The sequence below is a fragment of the Cognatiyoonia sp. genome, from assembly GCF_965661665.1.
Taxonomy (GTDB): Bacteria; Pseudomonadota; Alphaproteobacteria; order Rhodobacterales; family Rhodobacteraceae; genus Cognatiyoonia.
This window is the reverse complement of sequence record NZ_CBFIEO010000025.1, coordinates 1-20,695: the sequence shown is the minus strand read 5'-3', so window position 1 is coordinate 20,695 and position 20,695 is coordinate 1. Positions and strand designations below refer to the sequence as shown.

Sequence of the window (20,695 nt, the reverse complement as noted above, 5' to 3'; positions counted from 1 at the left end):
AAGTGCAAAGCCAAAAAATATCACGATCAAAACCTCACCAACGATGTGAGAATTGGCCTGATCAAGACCGCCAACGCTGGAAATGCCAGACGTCGAAATCGTGGACATCGCGTGGATGAGCGCGACCGTTGCGTTGTCCCCTGCAATCAGGAGGCCAAGCCAAAGGACTGACGTTAGTCCGATGTATATCGGCGCAAAGTCTATCGTAAAACGATACAAGCGCTCCGACGAATCGATCTTTTGTGAGATGTGGACGTTCCGAATGCGGTTCATTTCCCGTGACTGCGGCCAAGCCCGCACTTCAAACCCTCCTAGGTTCATAGGTGCAAAGATCGCAATCGCTGACACCCAAATCATAAACCCGCCCATCCATGCGACGGTTGCCCGCCATAAATGCAAAGAGGGGGTCAAATCGGACGGTTGGTTAGTGAGTGACGCACCCGTTGTTGTGAAGCTGCTGACCATTTCGAACCACGCATCGAAATAGCTCAAGAGAATGCTCGCTTCGGCAAAGGGGACCGCAAACATCAACGGCAGGATCGTAAATCCGGCCACCAAGGTCATCAGCTGACTGCGCGCCAGATTGGACGGGTGCTGGCCAGCAGTCGCCAAACCTACCAGCAAGGACAGCATGCTGAAGAGTATGGCGCCATAGAAGAATATGCGCATCGTGACGAAGTCTTCTACAATTGCTCCATGAGCCGCTGGCACCAGCATCGAGATCGAGCCAAGCCCCATCAGCACAACAAAGAACGGCAGATTCTTGATCGCGCCGTTCATCAGAAGAAATTGATTGTGACCTGAAGCAATCGTTCCACCTCTGCCACGTCGTCGGCCAAGGCAAAGATCGCAATCACGTCGCCTTCGTTGATCGGCGTATCGGCATCTGGTTTGACCACCACGCCGTTTTTCAAAACACCGGCCACTTTCGTGCCTTCAGGGAAATCAATGTCGCGGATCCGTTGGCCAGCGATTGGAGACGTACCCAAGACTTGTGCCTCGATCATCTCGGCCTCTGCATCGCCGATGGAATAGACCGCGCGCACCCGTCCTTGACGGATGTGCCGCAAGATCGAGCTGACAGTCGTGGCGCGTGGGTTGATGTAAGCGTCAATAGACAGCGGCCCCATGAGTGGCACCAATGTCGGGTCGTTCACAAGACAGATCGTCATCGGGTTGCCCTGCTCTTTCGCGCGCACGCTGACCAAAAGATTGGTTTTATCGTCGTCGGTCACGGCCAGCACAGCATCGGCGTTGCCGATGCCTGCTTCTTCCAAGATGCTTGAATCCAGACCATCGCCGTTCAAAACAATCGTGCGTTCCAGATTGTCCGCCGCCCGTTCGGCACATTCGCGATTGAGCTCAACCATTTTGACGCGGACGCGGTCAGTGCGCGCTTCAAGCGCTTGCGCCACGCCGAGGCCGACGTTTCCGCCACCGATAATCAGGACCCGGTCCTGCTTTGATTGCGTCTTACCGAAAATTTCGAGTGTCCGTGGCATGTCGCGGATTTCGGTGAAAACGTAAATTTCATCGCCTGGGAAAAGCTGGTCACCCGCCATCGGGACAAACAAGTTCCCATCCCGCCTAATGCCAACCACAAGCGCCCGCAAAGTTGAAAACAGATCGGTGAGCTGGCGCAACGGCGTGTTGATGACAGGGCAATCATCTTCAATGGTGATGCCGAGGAGCTGTGCCCCGCCCTCAAGGAACCGCTCCGTATCAAAGGCCGATGGCGCGGCGAGCCGTTGCAACGCGGCCTCTGCAACCTCGCGTTCAGGACTGATCACAACGTCGATTGGTAGGTGATCGCGACGATAGAGGTCGGAGTAAATCGCGTCGAGGTAGCTTTGTGCCCGGAGCCGCGCGATCTTGCGTTGGATCGAAAAGACGGAATGGGCCACCTGACATGTGACCATATTCACCTCATCAGAGTGGGTCGCCGCGATGATCATATCGGCATCTTCGGCACCTGCCCGCTCTAGAATATCGGGGTAACTGGCAAAGCCAGAGATGCCTTTGACATCCAACGTGTCCGTGGCCCGCCGCACCAGTTCCGCATTGTTGTCCACAACCGTGACGTCGTTGCGTTCCCCTGAGAGGTGGCGTGCAATCTGCCAGCCAACTTGACCGGCCCCACAAATAATCACCTTCATCACATTCTCCCGACGGATCGTCGCCTAGTGGTGACAGAGCGTTCATTGTCAGTCAATCAAGCGTCTGCTTCTACGTAAGCAACCCGTGCGCCCGACTTGTTTGTCGTGGCGACACCAAGCGACTTGAGCTTGCGGTGAAGGGCTGACCGCTCCATCCCGACAAAGCTAGCTGTGCGACTGATATTGCCGCCGAAACGGTTGATTTGTGTCAGAAGGTATTCGCGTTCGAACAATTCTCGAGCTTCGCGAAGCGGCAACGTTGCGAGACCACCAGACAGAACCACACGACCATCTTCCTGCGCCGGTTCTTCGGAGGATGGCAATTCTCTTGTAGAAATATCACCGGTGTTTTCCCCAAGGATTAGAACGCGTTCCACGACGTTCTTCAACTGCCGTACGTTTCCTGGCCAGGGCATCGTTTGAAGGAGCGCACGCGCATCATCGGCGAGCGATCTGAGCGGGAGACCTTGGGCTTTGTTGAAGGCTTCGATGAAGTACTGTGCCAAGAGCGGGATGTCTTCACGGCGTTCTTCAAGACTTGGCACGCTGATCGGCACGACGTTCAAGCGATGGTAGAGTTCCTCACGGAAACGACCAGCATCAATTTCAGACGCTAAGTCCTTGTTTGTAGACGAAACAACGCGCAAATCGACCTGCACTTTATCGTTACCCCCGACACGCTGGAACGTTTGGTCGACAAGGACGCGCAGGATTTTTGATTGCGTCCCTTCCGGCATATCCGCGACCTCATCAAAATAGATGACGCCACCATTTGCTTGCTCAAGCAGCCCTTGCTCAACACCGCGGCCAGAGCTTTCACGACCAAAAAGCACTTCTTCCATCCGCTCCGGCTCAATAGAGGCGGAACTGACGGTGATAAACGGCGCGGTCGCCCGATCAGAATTGGCATGGATATAGCGCGCTGCAATCTCTTTGCCCGATCCGGCAGGACCGGTCAGCATGACACGGCCATTGGACTTCGTGACTTTATCGAGTTGGGATTTCAGGGATCTGAAGGCAGAGCTTTCGCCCAACATATCCGCACTTACCGCATCGCTGCGCTTGAGCTCGACGTTCTCACGACGCAGGCGCGACGTCTCCATCGCCCGTCGAATAACGACCATTAACTGGTCGATATTAAACGGTTTTTCGATAAAGTCATATGCGCCTTGTTTGATCGCCGCGACAGCGATTTCGATATTGCCATGCCCTGAAATGATGACAATCGGCACGTCAGGATCATCCCGCTTGACCTGCTTCAGAATGTCAATCCCATCCATGTTGCTGTCCTTGAGCCAAATATCGAGGATCATCAACGCTGGTGTTTCCTGCGCGATTTCCTTCATGCACTCCTCAGAATTGGCCGCCAGCCGTGTTGTGAAGCCTTCGTCCTGCAAAATATCCGCAATTAATTCGCGTATGTCGCGTTCGTCGTCTGTAATCAGAATATCGCCCATGTCAGATCCTCATGCTGGGATTTTATTGGCCACGGCAGTCGCCAGCGGCAGCTTAATGGTTGCTTTGGCGCCAACGCGCCCGCTCTCATCGAAAGGTTCAGCGTTGCTAAGCGTGAGCGTGCCTCCATGCTCTTCAATGATTTTTTTAACAATGGGAAGGCCCAATCCTGTCCCTTTGTCTCTGGTTGTAACGTACGGTTCGAAGAGCTTGGCGCGGTCTTCTGGCAGACCAATGCCGTTATCTTCGACTGTGACGAAGGCGGTGTCATTCTCCATCGACAGTGCGACGCGCACTTCTGGAACGACATCCTGACCCTCTTTTTCAATATAGGTTTCAATGGCCTCTCCGGCATTCTTGATCAAATTCGTCAAGGCTTGAGAGATCATTGTGCAGTCAAGATCCGCGATGATCGGCGCGTTGGGAATTGAGGCGACGATCTTGACCTCCGGCTGTCCTGCTTCTTGTAGCGTGACGGCGTCGCGGACGATTTTTGTCAGGTCAACAGATTTCAACTCAGGCTCAGGCATCCGCGCGAATTTGGAAAACTCGTCGACAATCCGTCTCAGATCATTGGTCTGGCGCACAATGACATCCGTCATCTGATCCAAACGGTCGACATCGACCACCTCACTCCCGAACTTGCGTTTGATCCGCTCTGCCGACAGCTGAATTGGCGTGAGCGGGTTCTTAATTTCATGCGCAATGCGGCGGGCCACATCGCCCCAAGCGGCCATACGCTGCGCACTGACGAGGTCTGTCACATCGTCGAACGCCACAACGTAGCCTTCAAGCGTCCCTTCCTCATTCAAACGCGGGGCCATGCGCACCAAAAGGCTTTCTTGTTGGCCCTTGCGTATAAGGTTTATCTGACCTTGGGTCGCCTCCCGACCTTCAGAAACCAAACGTTCGAACATCGGCGTGAATTCGGGGATCGCAACCGACAGCGCGACATCGGCCTGTTCCCCCCCAACGGCGAGCATCGCCTGAGCAGAAGGGTTCAAGAAAGTGATGCGACCATCTGGGTCGAGACCGACGACGCCGGAGGTGACGGAACTTAGGACGGAGTCAAAAAGCCTGCGCCGCCGCTCCGTCTTTGTGTTTGTTTCAACAAGCTCATCCCGTTGCCCTTTTAGGCGGCTTGTCATCTGGTTGAAGTAAGTGCCCAGTTGCGCGATCTCATCATCGCCTTCTTCTTCAATCACGCGCACATCCAGATCACCCGCGCCGACACGTTGCGACGCATCGACCAAACGCCCAACGGGGCGTGAAAGACGTTCTGCGAACAGCAGCCCAAGCCATGTCGCAGCAAGAATAAGAATGACCGCGAAGCCTAGGTAAATAAATCCAAATCCGAAAAGCAGCCGACCACGATCTTGTTCAAGTTGATTGTAAACGGCAACCGTCTCTTGCGTTTCATCCAACAGCGACAGTATTGATCCGTCCACTTCCCGCGTCACCAGAAGGTAGCGATCAGGAAAGTTGGTCATCGACAGCAGCGCGCGGAATTCGTTTTGGGTGGAATCCTCGATAATGACGATGCCGCTTTCGTCGGCCATCGCGAAAAGCTCTGGCGATGGTTTCTCGAAATTGAACTCATAAGACCCCGCCCCACGGGTCCGAATGGTTCCAGCACCGTCGATGAAGAACACTTCTGTCAGGCCGCGATTGACCTGCCCTTGCACGATCTGGATGGCTTGGCGCACGTCGCCATCATCCATGAAGAAGTTGGTGCTGCGTTCATTGTTGAGATAGGCCGCCAAGGCGCGGCCGTCACGTTCAAGCTCGTTGCGCTCTTCTGCCTTATAGGCTTCTGCCGTGTCGAGCGACGTGCCTAAAACGGTGGAGACTCGGTTCGAAAACCAGCCCTCGAAACCCATGTTAATGGACAAAAGCGCAAAGACCGCGACCAAAACCGTCGGGATCAACGCCAACAGCACGAAAGCCCCAGTAAGTCGAAGGTGCAATTGCGATCCGGCGGAGCGGTTGCGCCGTGCAATGGCTAGCCGCGTGACCCGTTGGATCACCAAAGCCGCGATCAGGAGAACATAGATAATATCGGCAAGGAGGATCAGCCGGAGCGACGTGGCATTCGTGCCACCTTCCAACGGTCCGCTAATTACCATGGCTGTTAAAACGGCCAAGATCGGGCCAAGGAGAACAAGGCCAATCGTGACCCCATTTTGCACGGCTCTGATACGCCGCCAACGGCGCACGCTCCGGATTTCCAAACCAAAAAGGGTACGCGCCACTGCGTATCGCCTCTTGTTTTTGACCAGGTTTCCCTGCTCACCGCCTGTTTAATGTGGTCCTTACCGAAAGGGTTGTTCCTTTGGGGCCACGGTTATGTGGCGATTTTACATCAATTTGCGGCGGCGTGTCACGCGAATATCGAGTTCGGTGATCTTCTTTCTGAGGGTATTTCGGTTGATGCCGAGCAAATCGGCGCATTTGGCCTGATTTCCGCCTGTGGCGTCGAGGCTGATCTCAATTATTGGGCCCTCAATCTCCCGCAGGATTCGGTTGTAAAGGCCAGGTGGCGGCAGGACGCCCCCGTGCAGATCGAAGTACCGTTGGAGGTGTTTTGCCACCGACGCGGAGAGTTTGTCAGAATCACCGCCGCTGCGAAGCGACTCCATCGCAGGCTGATTACCCAAGACCAATTCGACCTCAGTCTTGGTGATTTCATTCTCTGTCGACGTGAACACAAGACGTTGGACGGCGTTCTCAAGCTGACGGACATTGCCGGGCCAGCTATAGGCGCGAACCAGCTCAACGGCTTTGTCGCTAAGACGCTTGAGCGGCGCCCCTTCCCGTTCAGCTTTAGCAAGAAAGTGATCAGCCAAAAGCGGGATATCGTCCACACGTTCACGCAATGACGGCACTTCCACAGTGACACCCCCAAGACGGTAATAAAGGTCTTCGCGGAAAGAACCCTCCTCCATCTTACTGGCAAGGTTTGCTTGCGATGTCGCCATGACACGTGGCGCTGTATCACCAAAGCTGTCGAGCATACGGACAATGCGGGCCTGCGCGGTGTCATCCAGATCGCCAACCTCATCAAATAGGATGGAGCCACCTTTGGCCCGCGCCAACACTGCGTGTGGACCATCCATCGTTTCAAGATCGGACGTGCTGACCGTGACGAATGGCAAGTTCCGGCGGTCTGAGAAATCGTGGATGGCTTTCGCGATCAAAGATTTGCCTGTGCCGGACTCGCCTGTGATCAGAACGCAGAGTTGCGCGTTCATCACCCGTGCGACGAGCCTGTAGAGCTCCTGCATTGCAGCCGTCCGACCGACCAAAGGCAGATCACCGGCTTCCATCGAACGGGCATCAGATGCCTTTGAAGCGGTTGCCCGCCGTTTCATTTCCAGTGCGCGGGATGCGCGTTTCATCAGATCAGGCAGGTCAAACGGCTTGGGCAGATAGTCATAGGCATCCGCCTCCGCCGCTTGAATGGCCGTCATAATGGTGTTCTGTGCAGAGATCACGATCACTGGCAATCCGGGACGGGCATCGGCGATCTGGGGGATTTGCTCCAACCCATTGCCGTCCGGCATCATCACGTCGGAGATGACAAGGTCGCCTTTGCCTTCCCCCACCCATCGCATCAGCGTTACCAACGATGAGGTTGCGTGCACCTTGCACCCGGCGCGGGTCAGCGCTTGTGTCAAAACTGTTCGGATCGTGCGGTCGTCATCGGCGACGAGTATCGTACCGTCCATCAGGGGTCTCCCTCAGCAGAGTTGGGGGCAAGTGGCAGCGAGACGCGAAAGGTCGTCTTGCCGGGAATAGAGTCAACGGAGATCCATCCACCACTGTCGCGGAGGATCTTGCTGACCAGAGCCAGGCCAAGGCCCGTCCCATTTTCCTTGCCAGAAATAAAAGGTTCAAAAATGTCATCAGCAATGTCGGCCGGCAGGCCCGGACCATCATCGATAATCTCGATTTGCAGTGGCAAGCGCGCATGGCTGCCGTCCGCTTGCCGGACCCGCAGTGCCGGATCATAGAAGGTGCGCAGCTTGATCGAACCACCCTCACCACCCGCCTCGGATGCGTTCTTGAGCAGGTTCAGGAAAACCTGCTGCAACTGGTCTGCATCGGCCAGCGCGTGTGGCAGCGACGGGTCATAATCCACGACGAAGAACATATGAGCCCCGAATCCAACGGATGCGGACTGTCTGGCGCGATCCAGAATGTCATGGATGTTGATGGCGTTCAGCACCGGCGGACGCTGATTGCCAAATTGCTCCACGTTTTCGAGCAGCGCCACGATCCGGCGGCTCTCCTCGACGATCAGATCCGTCATCTCCTGATCGTCCGCCTCAAGGTTCATCGACAAGAGCTGCGCCGCTCCTGTGATCCCCGCAAGCGGGTTCTTGATCTCATGCGCCAGCATTTCGGCCATACCAATCGCAGACTTCGCCGCCTTGTTGGAGTTGTTGTTCTGGCTGAAACGGCTGGCCATCTCGCTTGGGCTAATGAGCATCAGCATTTGATCTTCACTGCCGAGTAAGGGGGCAAGCTGTACATTACACAGCATCGGCGCTCCCATGCCGCTGCCTACGTCCACATCATTAATAAAGAGCGACCCGCGTGCAGATTTTGCGCGGCCATATGCAGCCTCCAAAGGCGCGTCAACCATCACCTTTTCCCAAAGGTTGGCCCCTTGCAGGCTTTTGGCGGATAGGTTGAGGAAGCTTTCCGCTGCCGGGTTCGACATCGCGATCGTATCATCGCCGTTCAGCAGCAAGATTGGGATCGGCATTGAAGACCATAGGTTTGCAGCATCCATCATGCGGCAACCTCCCCTTCTGATTGTAGGGCGTGACACAACAATTCTAGAACGGCGTTTGGATCTTTTGAGGTCAAAACGGATTTGCGCAGGTCTGGCGGTGTGCCTGCGTCGTCCATGTACCAACCGAGGTGTTTGCGGGCGACCTTGTTGCCAAGCTCAACACCGTAGAAGGACATCATCGCCTCGTAATGCCCGGACACCATATCGATGAAATCAGCACCGCTGGGAACGTTGGGGGGTGTCTCCCCGAACACATCCGCAGCCACCTGAGCGACCATCCAAGGACGCCCTTGGACCCCACGCCCTATCATCACGCCATCTGCGTTCGATTGTTGCAGGGCCGTTTTCGCTGACCGGCTATCGACGATGTCTCCATTCGCGATTAGGGGGATCGACACCGCCTCTTTTACCTCAGCAATGGCAGCCCAATCGGCCAAACCTTTGTAGAATTGGCAGCGCGTCCGTCCGTGAATGGCGACCATCTTGATACCAGCGTTTTCCGCGCGGCTCGCAATGTCGGCCGCATTGAGGGAATCGTCGTCCCAGCCTAATCGCGTCTTCAGCGTGACAGGGATTGAGACAGCCTCCACCACCGCTTCGATCAACGACAACGCATGGTCGGGCGTCTTCATCAGTGCGGAGCCGGAATACCCGTTAGTCACCTTCTTCGCGGGGCATCCCATGTTGATGTCGATCAAAGCCGCGCCGTTCGCCTCAACCATACGAGCCGCTTCAGCCATCCATTTGGCTTCGTGCCCGGCGATTTGAACAGATGTATTGGATTGGTCGAAACCAAGCTCGGCCCGCTCGCGAACACCTGGTTTGGCCTGAACCATTTCTTGACTGGCGACCATTTCTGAAACGAGCCACCCCGCGCCGAAGCTGGCCACGAGCTGACGAAAAGGTAAGTCCGTGATGCCAGCCAAGGGCGCGAGCGCCACCGGCGGAGCCAGCTCCAAATTGCCAACTGTCAAAGATTTGAGTGCTGCGGTCACGTGGTTTCGCCGGTTGAAGTTTTGCAAGACATTAGCCCGCTACGGGGCTGACAACAAACGCGATCACATGTTTTTGCGAATAAATACATCATATGCCTATTTTTTGTGCATATATTGCGAATGTCCGATGACCTATTGCGCGCTGTTGCGGGCAAACATAGGGTCCGAACAAAATTGATCGCCATTTACACGATCGGTCCCACACCAAATCTGAAAAAAAGCGTCCCGCAATGTCCAAACTCATCGCCACCTTCTTTTACAGCGGCCACATGAAGCCCGCACCGGGTACGTGGGGATCGCTCGCCGCCCTGCCCGCCGCTTATGGTATCTCATTAATAGGCGAATGGATTGGGCTGCTGATCGCGACGTGCATTGCCTATGCCCTCGGTCATTGGGCGACAAAGGCTGAAACGGCCGATCAGGACAACCACGACCCCTCTGAAATTGTGATTGATGAAGTTGTCGGCCAGTGGATCGCGCTTCTCCCCGTGATCTATGGGGCACAGTTTGCTGGCGTCGACTTTTTGGCACTTTGGCCGGGCTGGATTGCAGCGTTTGTGTTGTTCCGCTTCTTTGACATTACCAAGCTTGGTCCTGTGGGTTGGGCCGACAAGCGGGATGACGCGACGGGTGTGATGCTGGACGATGTTGTGGGGGGCATTCTAGCGGCCATCGGCGTTGTTTTGTTGGGCATTCTCTATCACGTGGTGATGTTTTGAACCTACCCGAAACAGTCGTGGAATTGGCTAAATCTCAAGGCATTGTGATCGCCACTGCGGAAAGTTGCACAGCTGGCATGATCTCCGCCACGATCACAGATGTGGCTGGAAGTTCAGCCGTTTTTGACCGTGGATTTGTCACTTATACCAATGCCGCAAAGATGGAGATGTTAGACGTCCACCAAGGCACCCTCGACCAGTTTGGGGCAGTATCGGAGGAGGTCGCGGCAGCGATGGCCAAGGGCGCCTTGGTACGATCAGACGCGCAGATTGCGGTGTCGGTGACGGGGATTGCAGGCCCCGGCGGGTCAGAGTTCAAACCTGAAGGGCGGGTCTGCTTTGGCATCGCACAAGGCGCAGATTGCGAAACCTCCACAGTGGAATTTGGGGCCATTGGGCGCGCAGAGGTCCGCAAGGCGACGGTCGCGCATGTCCTCACCCTTATTGTCCAAAATCTGAGCAAATAGGCGGCGCAGCCTGATTTTTCCGTCTATTTTTTATGCAAATTGTAAATTGCGTAAATTTTTGGCCTCATTTGACCTGCCTGCCACTTTTCTAATCACGCCAACTCCCTTTCAACGCGGTCCACAACAATTAATGGAAGGGGAATCCAATGGTCGGCGCAGATACCGCTTGGATTATTGTGGCCACAGCGTTGGTCCTATTCATGACATTGCCGGGGCTTGCTTTGTTCTACGGCGGCTTGGTTCGCAGCAGAAACGTGCTATCCGTGTTTATGCAGTGTTTTTCAATTGCCTGCTTGATGAGCGTGCTCTGGCTTGCCGCCGGCTATTCCATCGCATTCGGCGACGGCAACGCCTATTGGGGCGGTATTGGGAAAGCCTTTCTGAATGGCGTAGACGCGGACACGGTTTCTGGCACCATCCCAGAAGTGCTGTTCTTTGCCTTCCAAATGACTTTCGCGATTATCACCCCTGCCCTGATCGTCGGCGCCTATGTTGAACGGATCGGGTACGGCTTTGTGATGCTGTTCTCCGGCCTTTGGATGCTGATCTGTTACGCACCTGTTGCGCATTGGATCTGGGGCGGCGGTCTGTTGGCGGGTGCTGAATGGTCCCTGTTCGCAGATGGCGTTAATGACTTCGCAGGCGGTATCGTCGTGCACCAGACTGCCGGTATCGCAGCACTTGTACTCGCGGCCATGCTGGGCGCACGCAAAGACAAATCAAAGCCACCCCACAATCCAGGCATGGTGATGATCGGCGCAGCGATGCTTTGGGTTGGCTGGTTCGGCTTCAACGGTGGGTCGCAGTTGGCGGCTGACGGTGGTGCCGCAATGGCGCTGACAGTCACCCATATTTCTGCCGCAACAGCATCGCTGACATGGGCCTTATGGGAACGCATTCGCTACGGCAAAGCATCGCTGGTCGGTATGGTCACGGGCACGATCGCAGGTCTGGCCTCCATCACGCCTGCCTCCGGCTCCGTCGATCCTGTGCAAGCGCTGATGATCGGTGCTATTGCCGGTGTGCTGTGTCAGGAGCTTTGCGGCTTTGTGAAGAACACCCTAAAGATTGACGACACGTTGGACGTCTTCGCAGTGCACGGCGTCGGCGGTATGTTCGGCATCATGATGCTGCCTGTCTTCGGCCACGCGTCTTGGACGGCACAATTAGGCGGTCTGGCCGTTGTCGGCATCTGGACCTTGATCACGACGGTCATCATTATTCTTGTCGCCAAAGCGATCTTTGGATTGCGCGTCGCGGAAGAGGACGAGCTGACCGGCTTGGATTTGTCATCGCACGGTGAACGTGCTTACGACCTGACATCATAAATTACTTAGAGGGGCCTGCGGGCCCCTCTGTCTTTTAGAATAACGCGGTGAGCTGATGTGCTTTTTGTGTATGGACGGCCGCCCAATTACGCTCTGCAGCTTCAGCACCCACCAAGACAGACGCCTTATTGAATAGCCGTTGTATTAATTCGGAAACGTCCATTGGCATTTGGATATCATGCGAGATGACAGTTTCCGCTGAGGGCGAAGTCACCGTGACCCGCACTTCGGTTTCTTTGAAATGAGATAGCTCTTTGACTGACACTTTTTGCGCAAGGGCTATGATATCGGACCGTCGGACGATCTCATCCAAAAACGTCTTGATATCGCCCGTATCCAAACCGGACAGCGACATGGCTGCAGCGACCCTGTAGGAGAATTTCGCCTGCAACCCTGATGTGGGCTGCTCAATATTGCAGACGGTCATCCATCGGGGGTGTGTTTCGACAACGATGCGCTCAATCTCATCCACTGGCACGTCCACATGCCGCAAAGCCTCCAGCATTGAATGCAATCCATGGCAACAGGCGTGGAATTTGTGGCTGATGCCCTCGAATTTCCAAACATCTCCCAAACCACGAAAGGCGTCTGCGTTTGCCGACCCGTGATGTGTTTCATTGAACGCCTGCAGACCGGATGGGGTCGCTGTCACGCCAGCATGTGCCCAGCTTGTGGCTTGAACAGCCGCAGACGCCGCCAACCCAGCGTTGATCGGTTTTCCCATCGAACCAAACTGCGCTTTTAGACCAGACGCTTGACTTGCGCACAAACCTATCGAGGCAATGGTTTGATCCGGTGACAACTCCATGAGACGCGCGATCGCGAGAGTGGCGCCGAATGCGCCCGACGTTGCCGTTTGATGAAATCCAGCTTGGTAGTGCGACCGACCAAAATATTCGCCGATGCGGATGGCTGCCTCGCTCCCAACGATAGCGGCCTCAATGAGTTGCTCCACCGTTCGCCCCTGCGCTTCCGCTACGGCGCAAACTGCCGAAAGTATGACAACAGATGTGTGACCGATATGCGCAAAATGCGTGTCGTCATAGTCAAGCGCGTGGGAGGTCGCACCATTGAACAAGGCTGCTTGGGCTGTTGATGCTGTCCCACCACCAAACAAGCGCGCCTCCCCAGCCTCTCCCATCTGGGGCCTGAGCAGGTGCGAAACCTGCTCACCAGCGCCAGCCTGTCCGCACATGATCCAATCAAAAAGACATAAGCGCATGAAATCGGCCTTGGTGCCGTCAGGTGATGACCTTGAAAAATCACTGAGTAAACGCTCGGGCGTCATCCGTGCAGTTCCTTGGCCCGTTCTTCGAACGCACGCACAATTCGATGCATGGCTTCATTGAAGAACATGCCAGCCGCACCCTGCAGGATGCGGTTCTTGAATTCGAAATCGACCTCAAAATTTACTTCGCAACCGCCGTCGACATCCATGAACTGCCATGTGCTTTCAAGGTGCTTAAACGGCCCATCAAGATAGCTGGTGTCGATCTTCTTTTGCTCAGGCCAGAGAAGAACCTGGCTGCCAAACCGCTCCCGAAACACCTTGAACGAGACGACGAGGTCCGCCAGCATTTCAGAATAGTCGCCCTTATCCTCAACAGATCTGATCCGCGCCGCAGCGGTCCAGGGGAGGAATTCGGGGTAGCTCGCAACGTCGGCGACAAGGTCATACATCTGTTGCGCCGAATACGGCAGCACCCGCGTTTCTTGATGGGCCGGCATTGACTAGCTTTCTACGTGACTTCGCAGTCCGATGTCGTAGAGTTGGAGCTGGAAATCAACCCTTTGAGAGCAGGCGAAATGTCACAACGGCCCTATGTTATCGATGAAATGATCAGCGCGAAGTCGATCGCCGCGAGAATCGAGGCACTGTCACGCGAAATCCATGACGAGTTTGAGGACACGAACAAACTAGTCGTCGTGGGGCTGTTGCGCGGCTCATTTGTCTTTATCGCGGATTTGGTGCGGGAACTGGACTTGACTGTCGAAGTGGATTTTCTGGAGGCATCCTCTTACGGCGACGCGATGGAGAGCAGCCGCGAGGTGCGCATCTTCAAAGATCTGCGTGGTGCGATCGAGGGACGCGATGTGCTGGTGGTCGAGGATATCATCGACACGGGCCATACTCTGAGCCATGTGACAGACTATCTGCTGACCAAGGGCCCTGCCCGCCTCAAATCCATTGCGCTGTTGGACAAGCCCGCCCGCCGCGAAGTGGACTACAAGGCCGATTGGATCGGGTTCGAAATTCCCGATGAATTTGTCGTGGGCTATGGCATCGACTTTGCCCAACGCAATCGTAACCTGCCACATATTGGTAAAGTTCGGTTTACCGACGAATGAACCTTGCATGGCTCACGCGGGCGAAGCGCTGTGCGTAGCATCCGCCCAGTTGGAAGCGGATCAAACTCGTGTTTGGTGTGATATTTGGTTGCGCAGCCTTGTGGGGATAGGAGCAGATTTTCAGTTGGCCAGAATGGCTGACTTTCAATGACGTAAGGCGCCGCGGGCTTTAAGCCTGACCGAGTTTGGCCACACGCGCCTCGCGCAGTTTTCTGAAATCATCGCCCGCGTGATAGCTGGACCGCGTTAACGGTGTTGCCGACACCATCAAGAACCCCTTACCGTAAGCTGCCTTTTCATAGGTGGCGAATTCCTCTGGCGTGACGAACCGATCAACCGCGTGGTGTTTTGGCGTCGGCTGAAGATATTGACCAATGGTGAGGAAATCGATGTCTGCGGCACGCATGTCTTCCATCACTTGAATGACGGCCTGCTTGTCTTCGCCCAAACCCACCATGATGCCCGACTTCGTAAACATCGCGGGATCAAGCTCTTTCACGCGCTGCAAAAGGCGGAGCGAATGGAAATAACGCGCACCGGGACGCACCTCTGAATAAAGACCGGGGACCGTTTCAAGGTTGTGATTGAAAACGTCAGGCCGCGCTTCGACGACCACTTCTAAGGCGCGATCATCGCAACGGATGAAATCTGGCGTCAAAATCTCAATCGTCGTATCGGGCGAACGATGGCGCACCGCGCGAATGGTTTGGGCAAAATGCTCCGCTCCGCCGTCTTCCACATCGTCACGATCCACAGATGTGATGACGACGTGATTGAGACCGAGCTTGGCAACAGCATGAGCCACACGACCGGGTTCAAATGCATCAAGGTCTTCTGGTGGTTTGCCAGTGGCGATGTTGCAGAAGGTGCAGGCGCGGGTGCAAACCTCCCCCATAATCATCATGGTGGCGTGACCTTGGGACCAGCACTCCCCAACATTTGGGCATCCAGCTTCCTCGCAGACGGTCACAAGGTTGTTGTCGCGCATGATCTTGCGCGTTTCCTTGTAGCCTTCGGACGTCGGCGCTTTCACTCGTATCCACTCAGGTTTCTTGGGCTGAGGGTTGTCCGGCTTGCGGGCTTTTTCTGGGTGGCGTTGCTCTGGAATTTTTAGGTCGCGCACGAAACGTTCCTTTTGATCCGCTTTCCCTTATCGTAAGCGAAAGATCGTGCTGGAACAACTGCATGGCCGCAATATCAGCTATGTTGTCAAAGCAAAGCTATCCAATCAGAGGGCCGTGCTGACCTTCGATCTGATTGTAGTAAATCTCCAGCCGCGTCAAAGCGATGCGACAGACAATTTTACCTGACCGTGCGGACCATCCCATCTTGTTCTCGGTCGACTCGATCCCATTCCAGAAACAGCAGCATTCAATTGCAACCTCGCTCAATCCAGAGCCAAGGTCCGTGAGCACTGCATGAAGCCGCTCCCGCGCGCTTCTTATCCCCCGATGCGACGCAGGTTTGTCATTCGACAGCCGCGCAAGGCATTCTCGCGCATCATCCGTGTCGAGTTACGAAATCTCGAAGTCTTGCCGCAATCGTTCACCAGCAGAGACTTGCGACTTTTACAGAAACGGTCCGTCAAACTTGTACTTCCGACGCGCCAAACCCATTATCGGACTTTCCGTCACAGTCGATCGGATCTTGGCAGGCTCATGTGATTTGTGGGCTTTGGTAAGGGTCAGGCCGTCTTGCAACAAACCATGGGCGCGGTTCTCTTGCTCCGCGGTGAGCTTTTGCACAGCGCGTAGCCTTTCGGCAGTGATATAATACCGGTTGATCCGCTTGCTTGGGTCATCGCATTTGATCCAATCGCGCAGCGCGATGGCTTCAGCGATGTCGCGTTCGACAACTGCGGTTCGCACAGAATACTGTTCGGCATCTTCGTGGACGACAACCGCGCTTTCCATATCGCGGGCGACCGCAAGAACGGCGCCCCTTTCGCACAATCGTCGCAAGACGATCAGCCTGTCTTGATCTAGTTTTTTTGGGGAGATCTGCGACGTTCGCAGCGCTTTCTGGCTCGATGTCCAATGACATATCTGATACTTCCCTTTGCTCATCAGTTTTCCTCTTTGCAAACGTCGTGCTGATAGATGTGAGGGCTGAGTCTATCAGGCGATCATCTCGCTTCGTCTCAAGCCGCAAGACTTGCCGCAAAATCGTGGGCGGGTGGCAATCCTGAGACCGCGCCATCTTGCGAATTGGCCGACCCAACACTGTGTGTTCCAAATAGTTCTCAGCTGCGCGTGGTAGCCAATCGGAATACGCTATCTTAGCGTTACGAGCCCAAAAGTTCATAGCGGCTTCCCCGTCTTCTTGAAGGTGCATCCAATTTTCAAAAAATATTAACCAACTCGAAACCACAAACTAAGCGTGTCTTTCTTAATGCCGAATTAAGACAACGTTCACAAAATCAACCTCACAGAGAAAGATTAAACAAAGTTGGGGGCTCCGCTCGCACACCCTACGAAATAGGCAACATATATGGCTTATTCTGCACAATCCTGAGACCACGACATCATCGAAAGGAGTAAAAAATGCAGGATAGTATGACCACGATCCGGCACCTCAAACGCCCACGGCTGTTAACCATATCGGCCCGACATGGCATGTCACAGTACAAACGAGAGGTGCGATTATCCCGCCTTCTTGATTTGATTACACTACCAAAAGTGGTCGAGGGATTGATCCTTTTGATCGATGCGGAAAGACAGATGAATGAACGGCGCAAAAAAATGCCGCGCATTATTCGCATGCGCGGCACATTGATTTGGTCACAGCAATTATGTCCGAAGCGGCGCTGCTGCTTCAGAAACGGACCTGCGGAAAACCTATGTAAAGCTGTCCGGCATGGATGCCTTTTTATCGGCTACATAAGCGCGAAGACGAGCTTCAACCTCTGGCTCCATCGCAGGCTGGCGGTAGTTCTCCAGCAGGAACTTCACCTTTTGACGCGCCAGTTCCATCGTGTCGCGACCGCCCTCTTCATCCCATGTTTCAAATGGCTTGAAGTCAAAGAGTTCGGAGCGCCAGAAACTGTCCTTGAAGTTTTCCTGCGTATGCGCACATCCGAGGTAGTGACCGCCCGGGCCGACCTCTTCAATAGCGCCCATCGCTTGCCCGTTCTCTGTCATATCAACGCCGCGGGCGAACTGGTGCAAGGCCCCCAACTGATCGGCGTCCATGACAAACTTTTCAAACGACGACACCAGACCGCCTTCAAGCCAGCCGCAGGAGTGCAGCATGAAGTTTACGCCCGAAAGCAGACCCATGTTGAGGCTGTTGGCGGATTCGTAGGCTGCTTGCGCGTCAGGGAGTTTTGATCCAGTGAACCCTCCAGACGAACGGTATGGCAACCCAAGGCGGCGCACCAATTGCCCCATGCCGTAGGTCACATGCGAAGCTTCGGGCGTGCCGAATGTGGGCGCACCGGAGTTCATGTCGATGGACGTCACGAACGTGCCAGCCACAACAGGCGATCCAGGTCGAATAAGCTGGCTGTATGCCACGCCTGCCAAAACCTCAGCAATCGCTTGCGTCAAAGTACCCGCGACTGACACAGGTGCCATTGCGCCTCCGACGATAAACGGGCTAACGATACTGGCTTGGTTGTTCGCCGCGAAGATTTCAAGCGCACCCATCATGATGCTGTCGAATGTCAGGGGGGAGTTGATGTTGATAAGCGATGTCATCACCGTGTTGTTTTGAACAAACTCTTCCCCGAAAAGGATGTTGCACATGTCGATGGAATCTTGTGCGCGGCTCGGCTCCGTCACCGCGCCCATGAACGGTTTGTCGCTGTAAATCATATGCGCGAGCAGCATATCGAGATGGCGTTTGTTAACAGGCACATCTGTCGGCTCGCAGACCGTCCCACCAGAATGGTGCAGCCATTTCGACATGTAGCCCAATTTCACGAATTTCTCGAAGTCGGCCATCGTCGCATAGCGGCGGCCTCCTTCAGTGTCGCGCACGAATGGCGGGCCATAGACGGGGGCCAAGACCAAACTCTTGCCGCCTACAACCACGGACCGGTCAGGGTTGCGGGCATGTTGCGTATATTGGCTGGGTGCAGTGCTGCACAGCTTACGGGCAAGGCCACGCGGGATGCGGACACGTTCCCCTTCAATCTCCGCCCCAGCATCTTTCCAACGCTGAAGCGCATCGGGATTGTCGACAAAGTTGACGCCGATTTCCGCAAGAACGGTTTCAGCGTTCGCCTCGATGGTATCGAGCGCCTCATCGGTCAACACCTCATAATTCGGCACATTCCGCTCAATATACTTGGCGGTCTCGACGCTGACCGCCGTGCGTTCCGCGCGTCGTGCAGCACCACCGCCTGAGCGTGACCGTCTCCGAGGTTTGGCTGCAGCGTCTGTCATTTGATGTCCCTCACCTGAACTGTGCCACTTTCAGATACATCGCTTCAGCTTTTGCGGTACGCCCAATCCGCCATCTGAGGGGAGAATCCGACATTGATTATGAAATTCATCGCATAGGCTTGAACCCCCTCACCGACGCGCGTAACTGAACCCATGGAACAACTCTCTCATCAGCGCCTCCTCATCATCGACTTTGGCAGTCAGGTCACACAACTGATCGCCCGTCGGCTTCGCGAACTTTCCGTTTACTGTGAAATACATCCCTACCAGCAGGTTGATGACGCTTTTATGAAGGCGTTCGATCCCAAGGCGGTGATCCTGTCCGGTGGTCCTGACAGCGTGACACGCGACGGATCGCCCCGCGCGCCGCAGTCTCTGTTTGAGATGGGATTGCCCGTGCTTGGGATTTGCTACGGCCAGCAAACCATGATGACGCAATTGGGCGGCAAAGTGGTCAGCGGAGAAGGCACCGCAGAGTTTGGACGCGCCTATGTCGTTCCAAAGGGCAAGCTACCGTTGCTGGAGGGCTGGTTTGAGGACGACAAAGAACAAGTGTGGATGAGCCACGGCGACCATGTGTCTGAAATTGCACCGGGGTTTGAGGTTTACGGCACGTCCCCCAATGCTCCTTTTGCCATCACCGCGGATGTGTCGCGCAATTTCTACGCGGTGCAATTCCACCCAGAAGTGTATCACACCCCGAACGGCGCAAAAATGTACGAAAACTTCGTCAAACTAGCGGGCTTTACTGGCGACTGGACAATGGGCGCCTATCGCGAGCAGGCGATCGAGGCGATCCGTGAACAGGTCGGCGACAAGCGCGTGATCTGTGCGCTATCCGGCGGTGTCGACAGCTCTGTTGCTGCCGCACTGCTGCACGAGGCAATCGGAGCGCAGCTGACTTGCGTTTTCGTGGATCACGGGCTGTTGCGTCAGGACGAGGCAAAAGAAGTCGTTGGCATGTTCCGCGATCATATGAACCTCCAGGTCATCCACGCAGAAGAGCAGGATCTGTTTTTGGGCGAGTTGGAGGGTCAGAGCGATCCGGAAACCAAACGAAAGATCATCGGCAAGCTTTTCATCGATGTCTTTCAAAGATACGCAAATGAGATCGAAGGCGCTGAGTTTTTGGCGCAAGGCACGCTTTATCCAGACGTGATCGAGAGTGTGAGCTTTTCTGGCGGTCCCTCAGTCACAATCAAAAGCCACCACAATGTCGGCGGCTTGCCGGAGAAGATGGGGCTAAAACTCGTAGAGCCGCTGCGCGAGCTCTTCAAAGATGAAGTGCGCGCGCTGGGCTTGGAATTGGGCCTGCCCAAGTCTTTTATCGGACGCCACCCCTTTCCCGGGCCCGGCCTTGCAATCCGCTGCCCGGGGGTGATCACCCGCGAAAAGCTCGACATTCTGCGCAAAGCAGATGCGATCTATATCGATCAAATCCGCAAACATGGCCTTTATGACGACATCTGGCAGGCTTTTGTTGCGGTCTTACCGGTTCGGACGGTTGGGGTGATGGGCGATGGGCGCACCTATGATTATGCCTGCGCCTTGCGCGCTGTGACGTCCGTTGATGGAATGACGGCGGACTACTATCCGTTCAGCCACGAATTCCTTGGCGAAACCGCCACCCGTATCATTAATGAAGTCCAAGGGATCAACCGCGTAACATACGACATCACCAGCAAACCGCCCGGCACAATCGAGTGGGAATGAGAAAATTTTGTTAAGTAATTGATATTATTATATATTTTTTCCATAAACTGGTTTTCGGTAAAAATTAAGTCAATGTTTTTCAACAAGAAAAATTACTGACTTGCAAACTTTCATACAAAGTGGCGGAACTATTGCGTTTCATAGTTTGACGCTGAGTTTAAGAGTGAAGGGCACATATAAAATGATGGCTAAATTCAAGTTTGTTGATGTTGTTAAATGGTTAGCAACAGTAATCCAACTTATTGGATACGGTATGACTGGATTGAACTTAATCCCTTATAATATTTACATGTTTTTCGTTGGGATATTTTTATGGTTTGCCGT

Annotated in this window: 18 protein-coding genes and 2 pseudogenes; 7 read left to right on the top strand and 13 right to left on the bottom strand. The window is 54.8% G+C overall.

All coding sequences use genetic code 11. From position 1 onward, the window contains the following. The 7 genes and pseudogenes from ACTF5F_RS13240 to dusB all read right to left on the bottom strand — a co-directional run. Nucleotides 1-780 (bottom strand): annotated as a pseudogene (locus ACTF5F_RS13240) (TrkH family potassium uptake protein); the annotation flags it as partial. After that, nucleotides 780-2,156, bottom strand: coding sequence for a Trk system potassium transporter TrkA (gene trkA / locus ACTF5F_RS13235; protein ID WP_438957339.1), 1,377 nt, complete (start codon nt 2,154-2,156; stop codon nt 780-782). The gene trkA and the pseudogene ACTF5F_RS13240, both read right to left, overlap by 1 nt. Before the next feature lie 56 nt (nt 2,157-2,212). After that, complete coding sequence (gene ntrX / locus ACTF5F_RS13230) at nt 2,213-3,613, bottom strand: nitrogen assimilation response regulator NtrX (RefSeq protein ID WP_438957338.1); 1,401 nt, start codon at nt 3,611-3,613, stop codon at nt 2,213-2,215. 9 nt (nt 3,614-3,622) lie between these two features. Beyond that, the gene (locus tag ACTF5F_RS13225) at nt 3,623-5,863 is read right to left on the bottom strand and encodes an ATP-binding protein (RefSeq protein ID WP_438957337.1); all 2,241 of its coding nucleotides are present in this window, start codon (nt 5,861-5,863) and stop codon (nt 3,623-3,625) included. A gap of 105 nt (nt 5,864-5,968) precedes the next feature. Next, nucleotides 5,969-7,339, bottom strand: a complete 1,371-nt coding sequence (locus ACTF5F_RS13220) for a response regulator (RefSeq protein ID WP_438957336.1) — start codon at nt 7,337-7,339, stop codon at nt 5,969-5,971. Beyond that, nucleotides 7,339-8,412, bottom strand: a complete 1,074-nt coding sequence (locus ACTF5F_RS13215; RefSeq protein ID WP_438957335.1) for a two-component system sensor histidine kinase NtrB — start codon at nt 8,410-8,412, stop codon at nt 7,339-7,341. Before ACTF5F_RS13215 ends, ACTF5F_RS13220 begins: the two co-directional genes overlap by 1 nt. Then, nucleotides 8,409-9,407: a tRNA dihydrouridine synthase DusB gene (dusB, locus tag ACTF5F_RS13210; RefSeq protein ID WP_438957334.1), complete on the bottom strand. Its 999-nt coding sequence runs from the start codon at nt 9,405-9,407 to the stop codon at nt 8,409-8,411. The genes ACTF5F_RS13215 and dusB overlap by 4 nt, the downstream gene beginning before the upstream one ends. A gap of 230 nt (nt 9,408-9,637) precedes the next feature. Between dusB and ACTF5F_RS13205 the strand changes: the two genes are divergently transcribed. From ACTF5F_RS13205 to ACTF5F_RS13195, 3 genes are all read left to right on the top strand, one after another. Continuing rightward, nucleotides 9,638-10,126, top strand: a complete 489-nt coding sequence (locus ACTF5F_RS13205; RefSeq protein WP_438957333.1) for a phosphatidylglycerophosphatase A family protein — start codon at nt 9,638-9,640, stop codon at nt 10,124-10,126. Continuing rightward, entirely contained in the window at nt 10,123-10,593 is a 471-nt protein-coding gene (locus tag ACTF5F_RS13200) for a CinA family protein (protein WP_438957332.1), read from the top strand. Before ACTF5F_RS13205 ends, ACTF5F_RS13200 begins: the two co-directional genes overlap by 4 nt. A gap of 146 nt (nt 10,594-10,739) precedes the next feature. Further along, entirely contained in the window at nt 10,740-11,921 is a 1,182-nt protein-coding gene (locus tag ACTF5F_RS13195; RefSeq protein ID WP_438957331.1) for an ammonium transporter, read from the top strand. A gap of 34 nt (nt 11,922-11,955) precedes the next feature. On the opposite strand, the gene ACTF5F_RS13190 is transcribed toward ACTF5F_RS13195, so the two are convergent. Together ACTF5F_RS13190 and ACTF5F_RS13185 are read right to left on the bottom strand one after the other, a co-directional pair. Beyond that, nucleotides 11,956-13,143 (bottom strand): MmgE/PrpD family protein, encoded by a 1,188-nt coding sequence (locus ACTF5F_RS13190; protein ID WP_438957330.1) that lies wholly within the window; start codon nt 13,141-13,143, stop codon nt 11,956-11,958. Nucleotides 13,144-13,205: 62 nt separating this feature from the next. Next, nucleotides 13,206-13,649 carry a type II toxin-antitoxin system RatA family toxin gene (locus tag ACTF5F_RS13185; RefSeq protein WP_438957329.1) on the bottom strand — a complete coding sequence of 148 codons (444 nt, stop codon included), beginning with the start codon at nt 13,647-13,649 and terminating at the stop codon, nt 13,206-13,208. 78 nt (nt 13,650-13,727) lie between these two features. On the opposite strand from ACTF5F_RS13185, the gene hpt reads away from it, so the two are divergent. After that, nucleotides 13,728-14,270, top strand: a complete 543-nt coding sequence (gene hpt, locus ACTF5F_RS13180; protein ID WP_438957328.1) for a hypoxanthine phosphoribosyltransferase — start codon at nt 13,728-13,730, stop codon at nt 14,268-14,270. 169 nt (nt 14,271-14,439) lie between these two features. Here hpt and lipA read toward each other — a convergent pair whose 3' ends face one another. The 3 genes from lipA to ACTF5F_RS13165 form a co-directional block, all read right to left on the bottom strand. Then, nucleotides 14,440-15,393: a lipoyl synthase gene (lipA, locus tag ACTF5F_RS13175; protein WP_438957327.1), complete on the bottom strand. Its 954-nt coding sequence runs from the start codon at nt 15,391-15,393 to the stop codon at nt 14,440-14,442. A gap of 97 nt (nt 15,394-15,490) precedes the next feature. Next, complete coding sequence (locus ACTF5F_RS13170; RefSeq protein ID WP_438957341.1) at nt 15,491-15,748, bottom strand: DUF6456 domain-containing protein; 258 nt, start codon at nt 15,746-15,748, stop codon at nt 15,491-15,493. A 90-nt stretch (nt 15,749-15,838) separates the two neighbouring features. Then, entirely contained in the window at nt 15,839-16,336 is a 498-nt protein-coding gene (locus ACTF5F_RS13165) for a hypothetical protein (RefSeq protein WP_438957326.1), read from the bottom strand. Nucleotides 16,337-16,813: 477 nt separating this feature from the next. Between ACTF5F_RS13165 and ACTF5F_RS13160 the strand changes: the two are divergent. After that, nucleotides 16,814-17,115 (top strand): annotated as a pseudogene (locus tag ACTF5F_RS13160) (DUF6477 family protein). On the opposite strand, the gene ACTF5F_RS13155 reads toward ACTF5F_RS13160, so the two are convergent. After that, entirely contained in the window at nt 17,108-18,658 is a 1,551-nt protein-coding gene (locus tag ACTF5F_RS13155; protein WP_438957325.1) for a trimethylamine methyltransferase family protein, read from the bottom strand. The pseudogene ACTF5F_RS13160 and the gene ACTF5F_RS13155 overlap by 8 nt on opposite strands. Before the next feature lie 153 nt (nt 18,659-18,811). Here ACTF5F_RS13155 and guaA point away from each other — a divergent pair, with 153 nt between their 5' ends. Both guaA and ACTF5F_RS13145 read left to right on the top strand, forming a co-directional pair. Further along, nucleotides 18,812-20,371 (top strand): glutamine-hydrolyzing GMP synthase, encoded by a 1,560-nt coding sequence (guaA, locus tag ACTF5F_RS13150; protein ID WP_438957324.1) that lies wholly within the window; start codon nt 18,812-18,814, stop codon nt 20,369-20,371. Between the two features lie 181 nt (nt 20,372-20,552). Continuing rightward, a partial coding sequence (locus ACTF5F_RS13145) for a DUF6552 family protein (RefSeq protein ID WP_438957340.1) occupies nt 20,553-20,695 on the top strand: 143 nt, incomplete at its 3' end.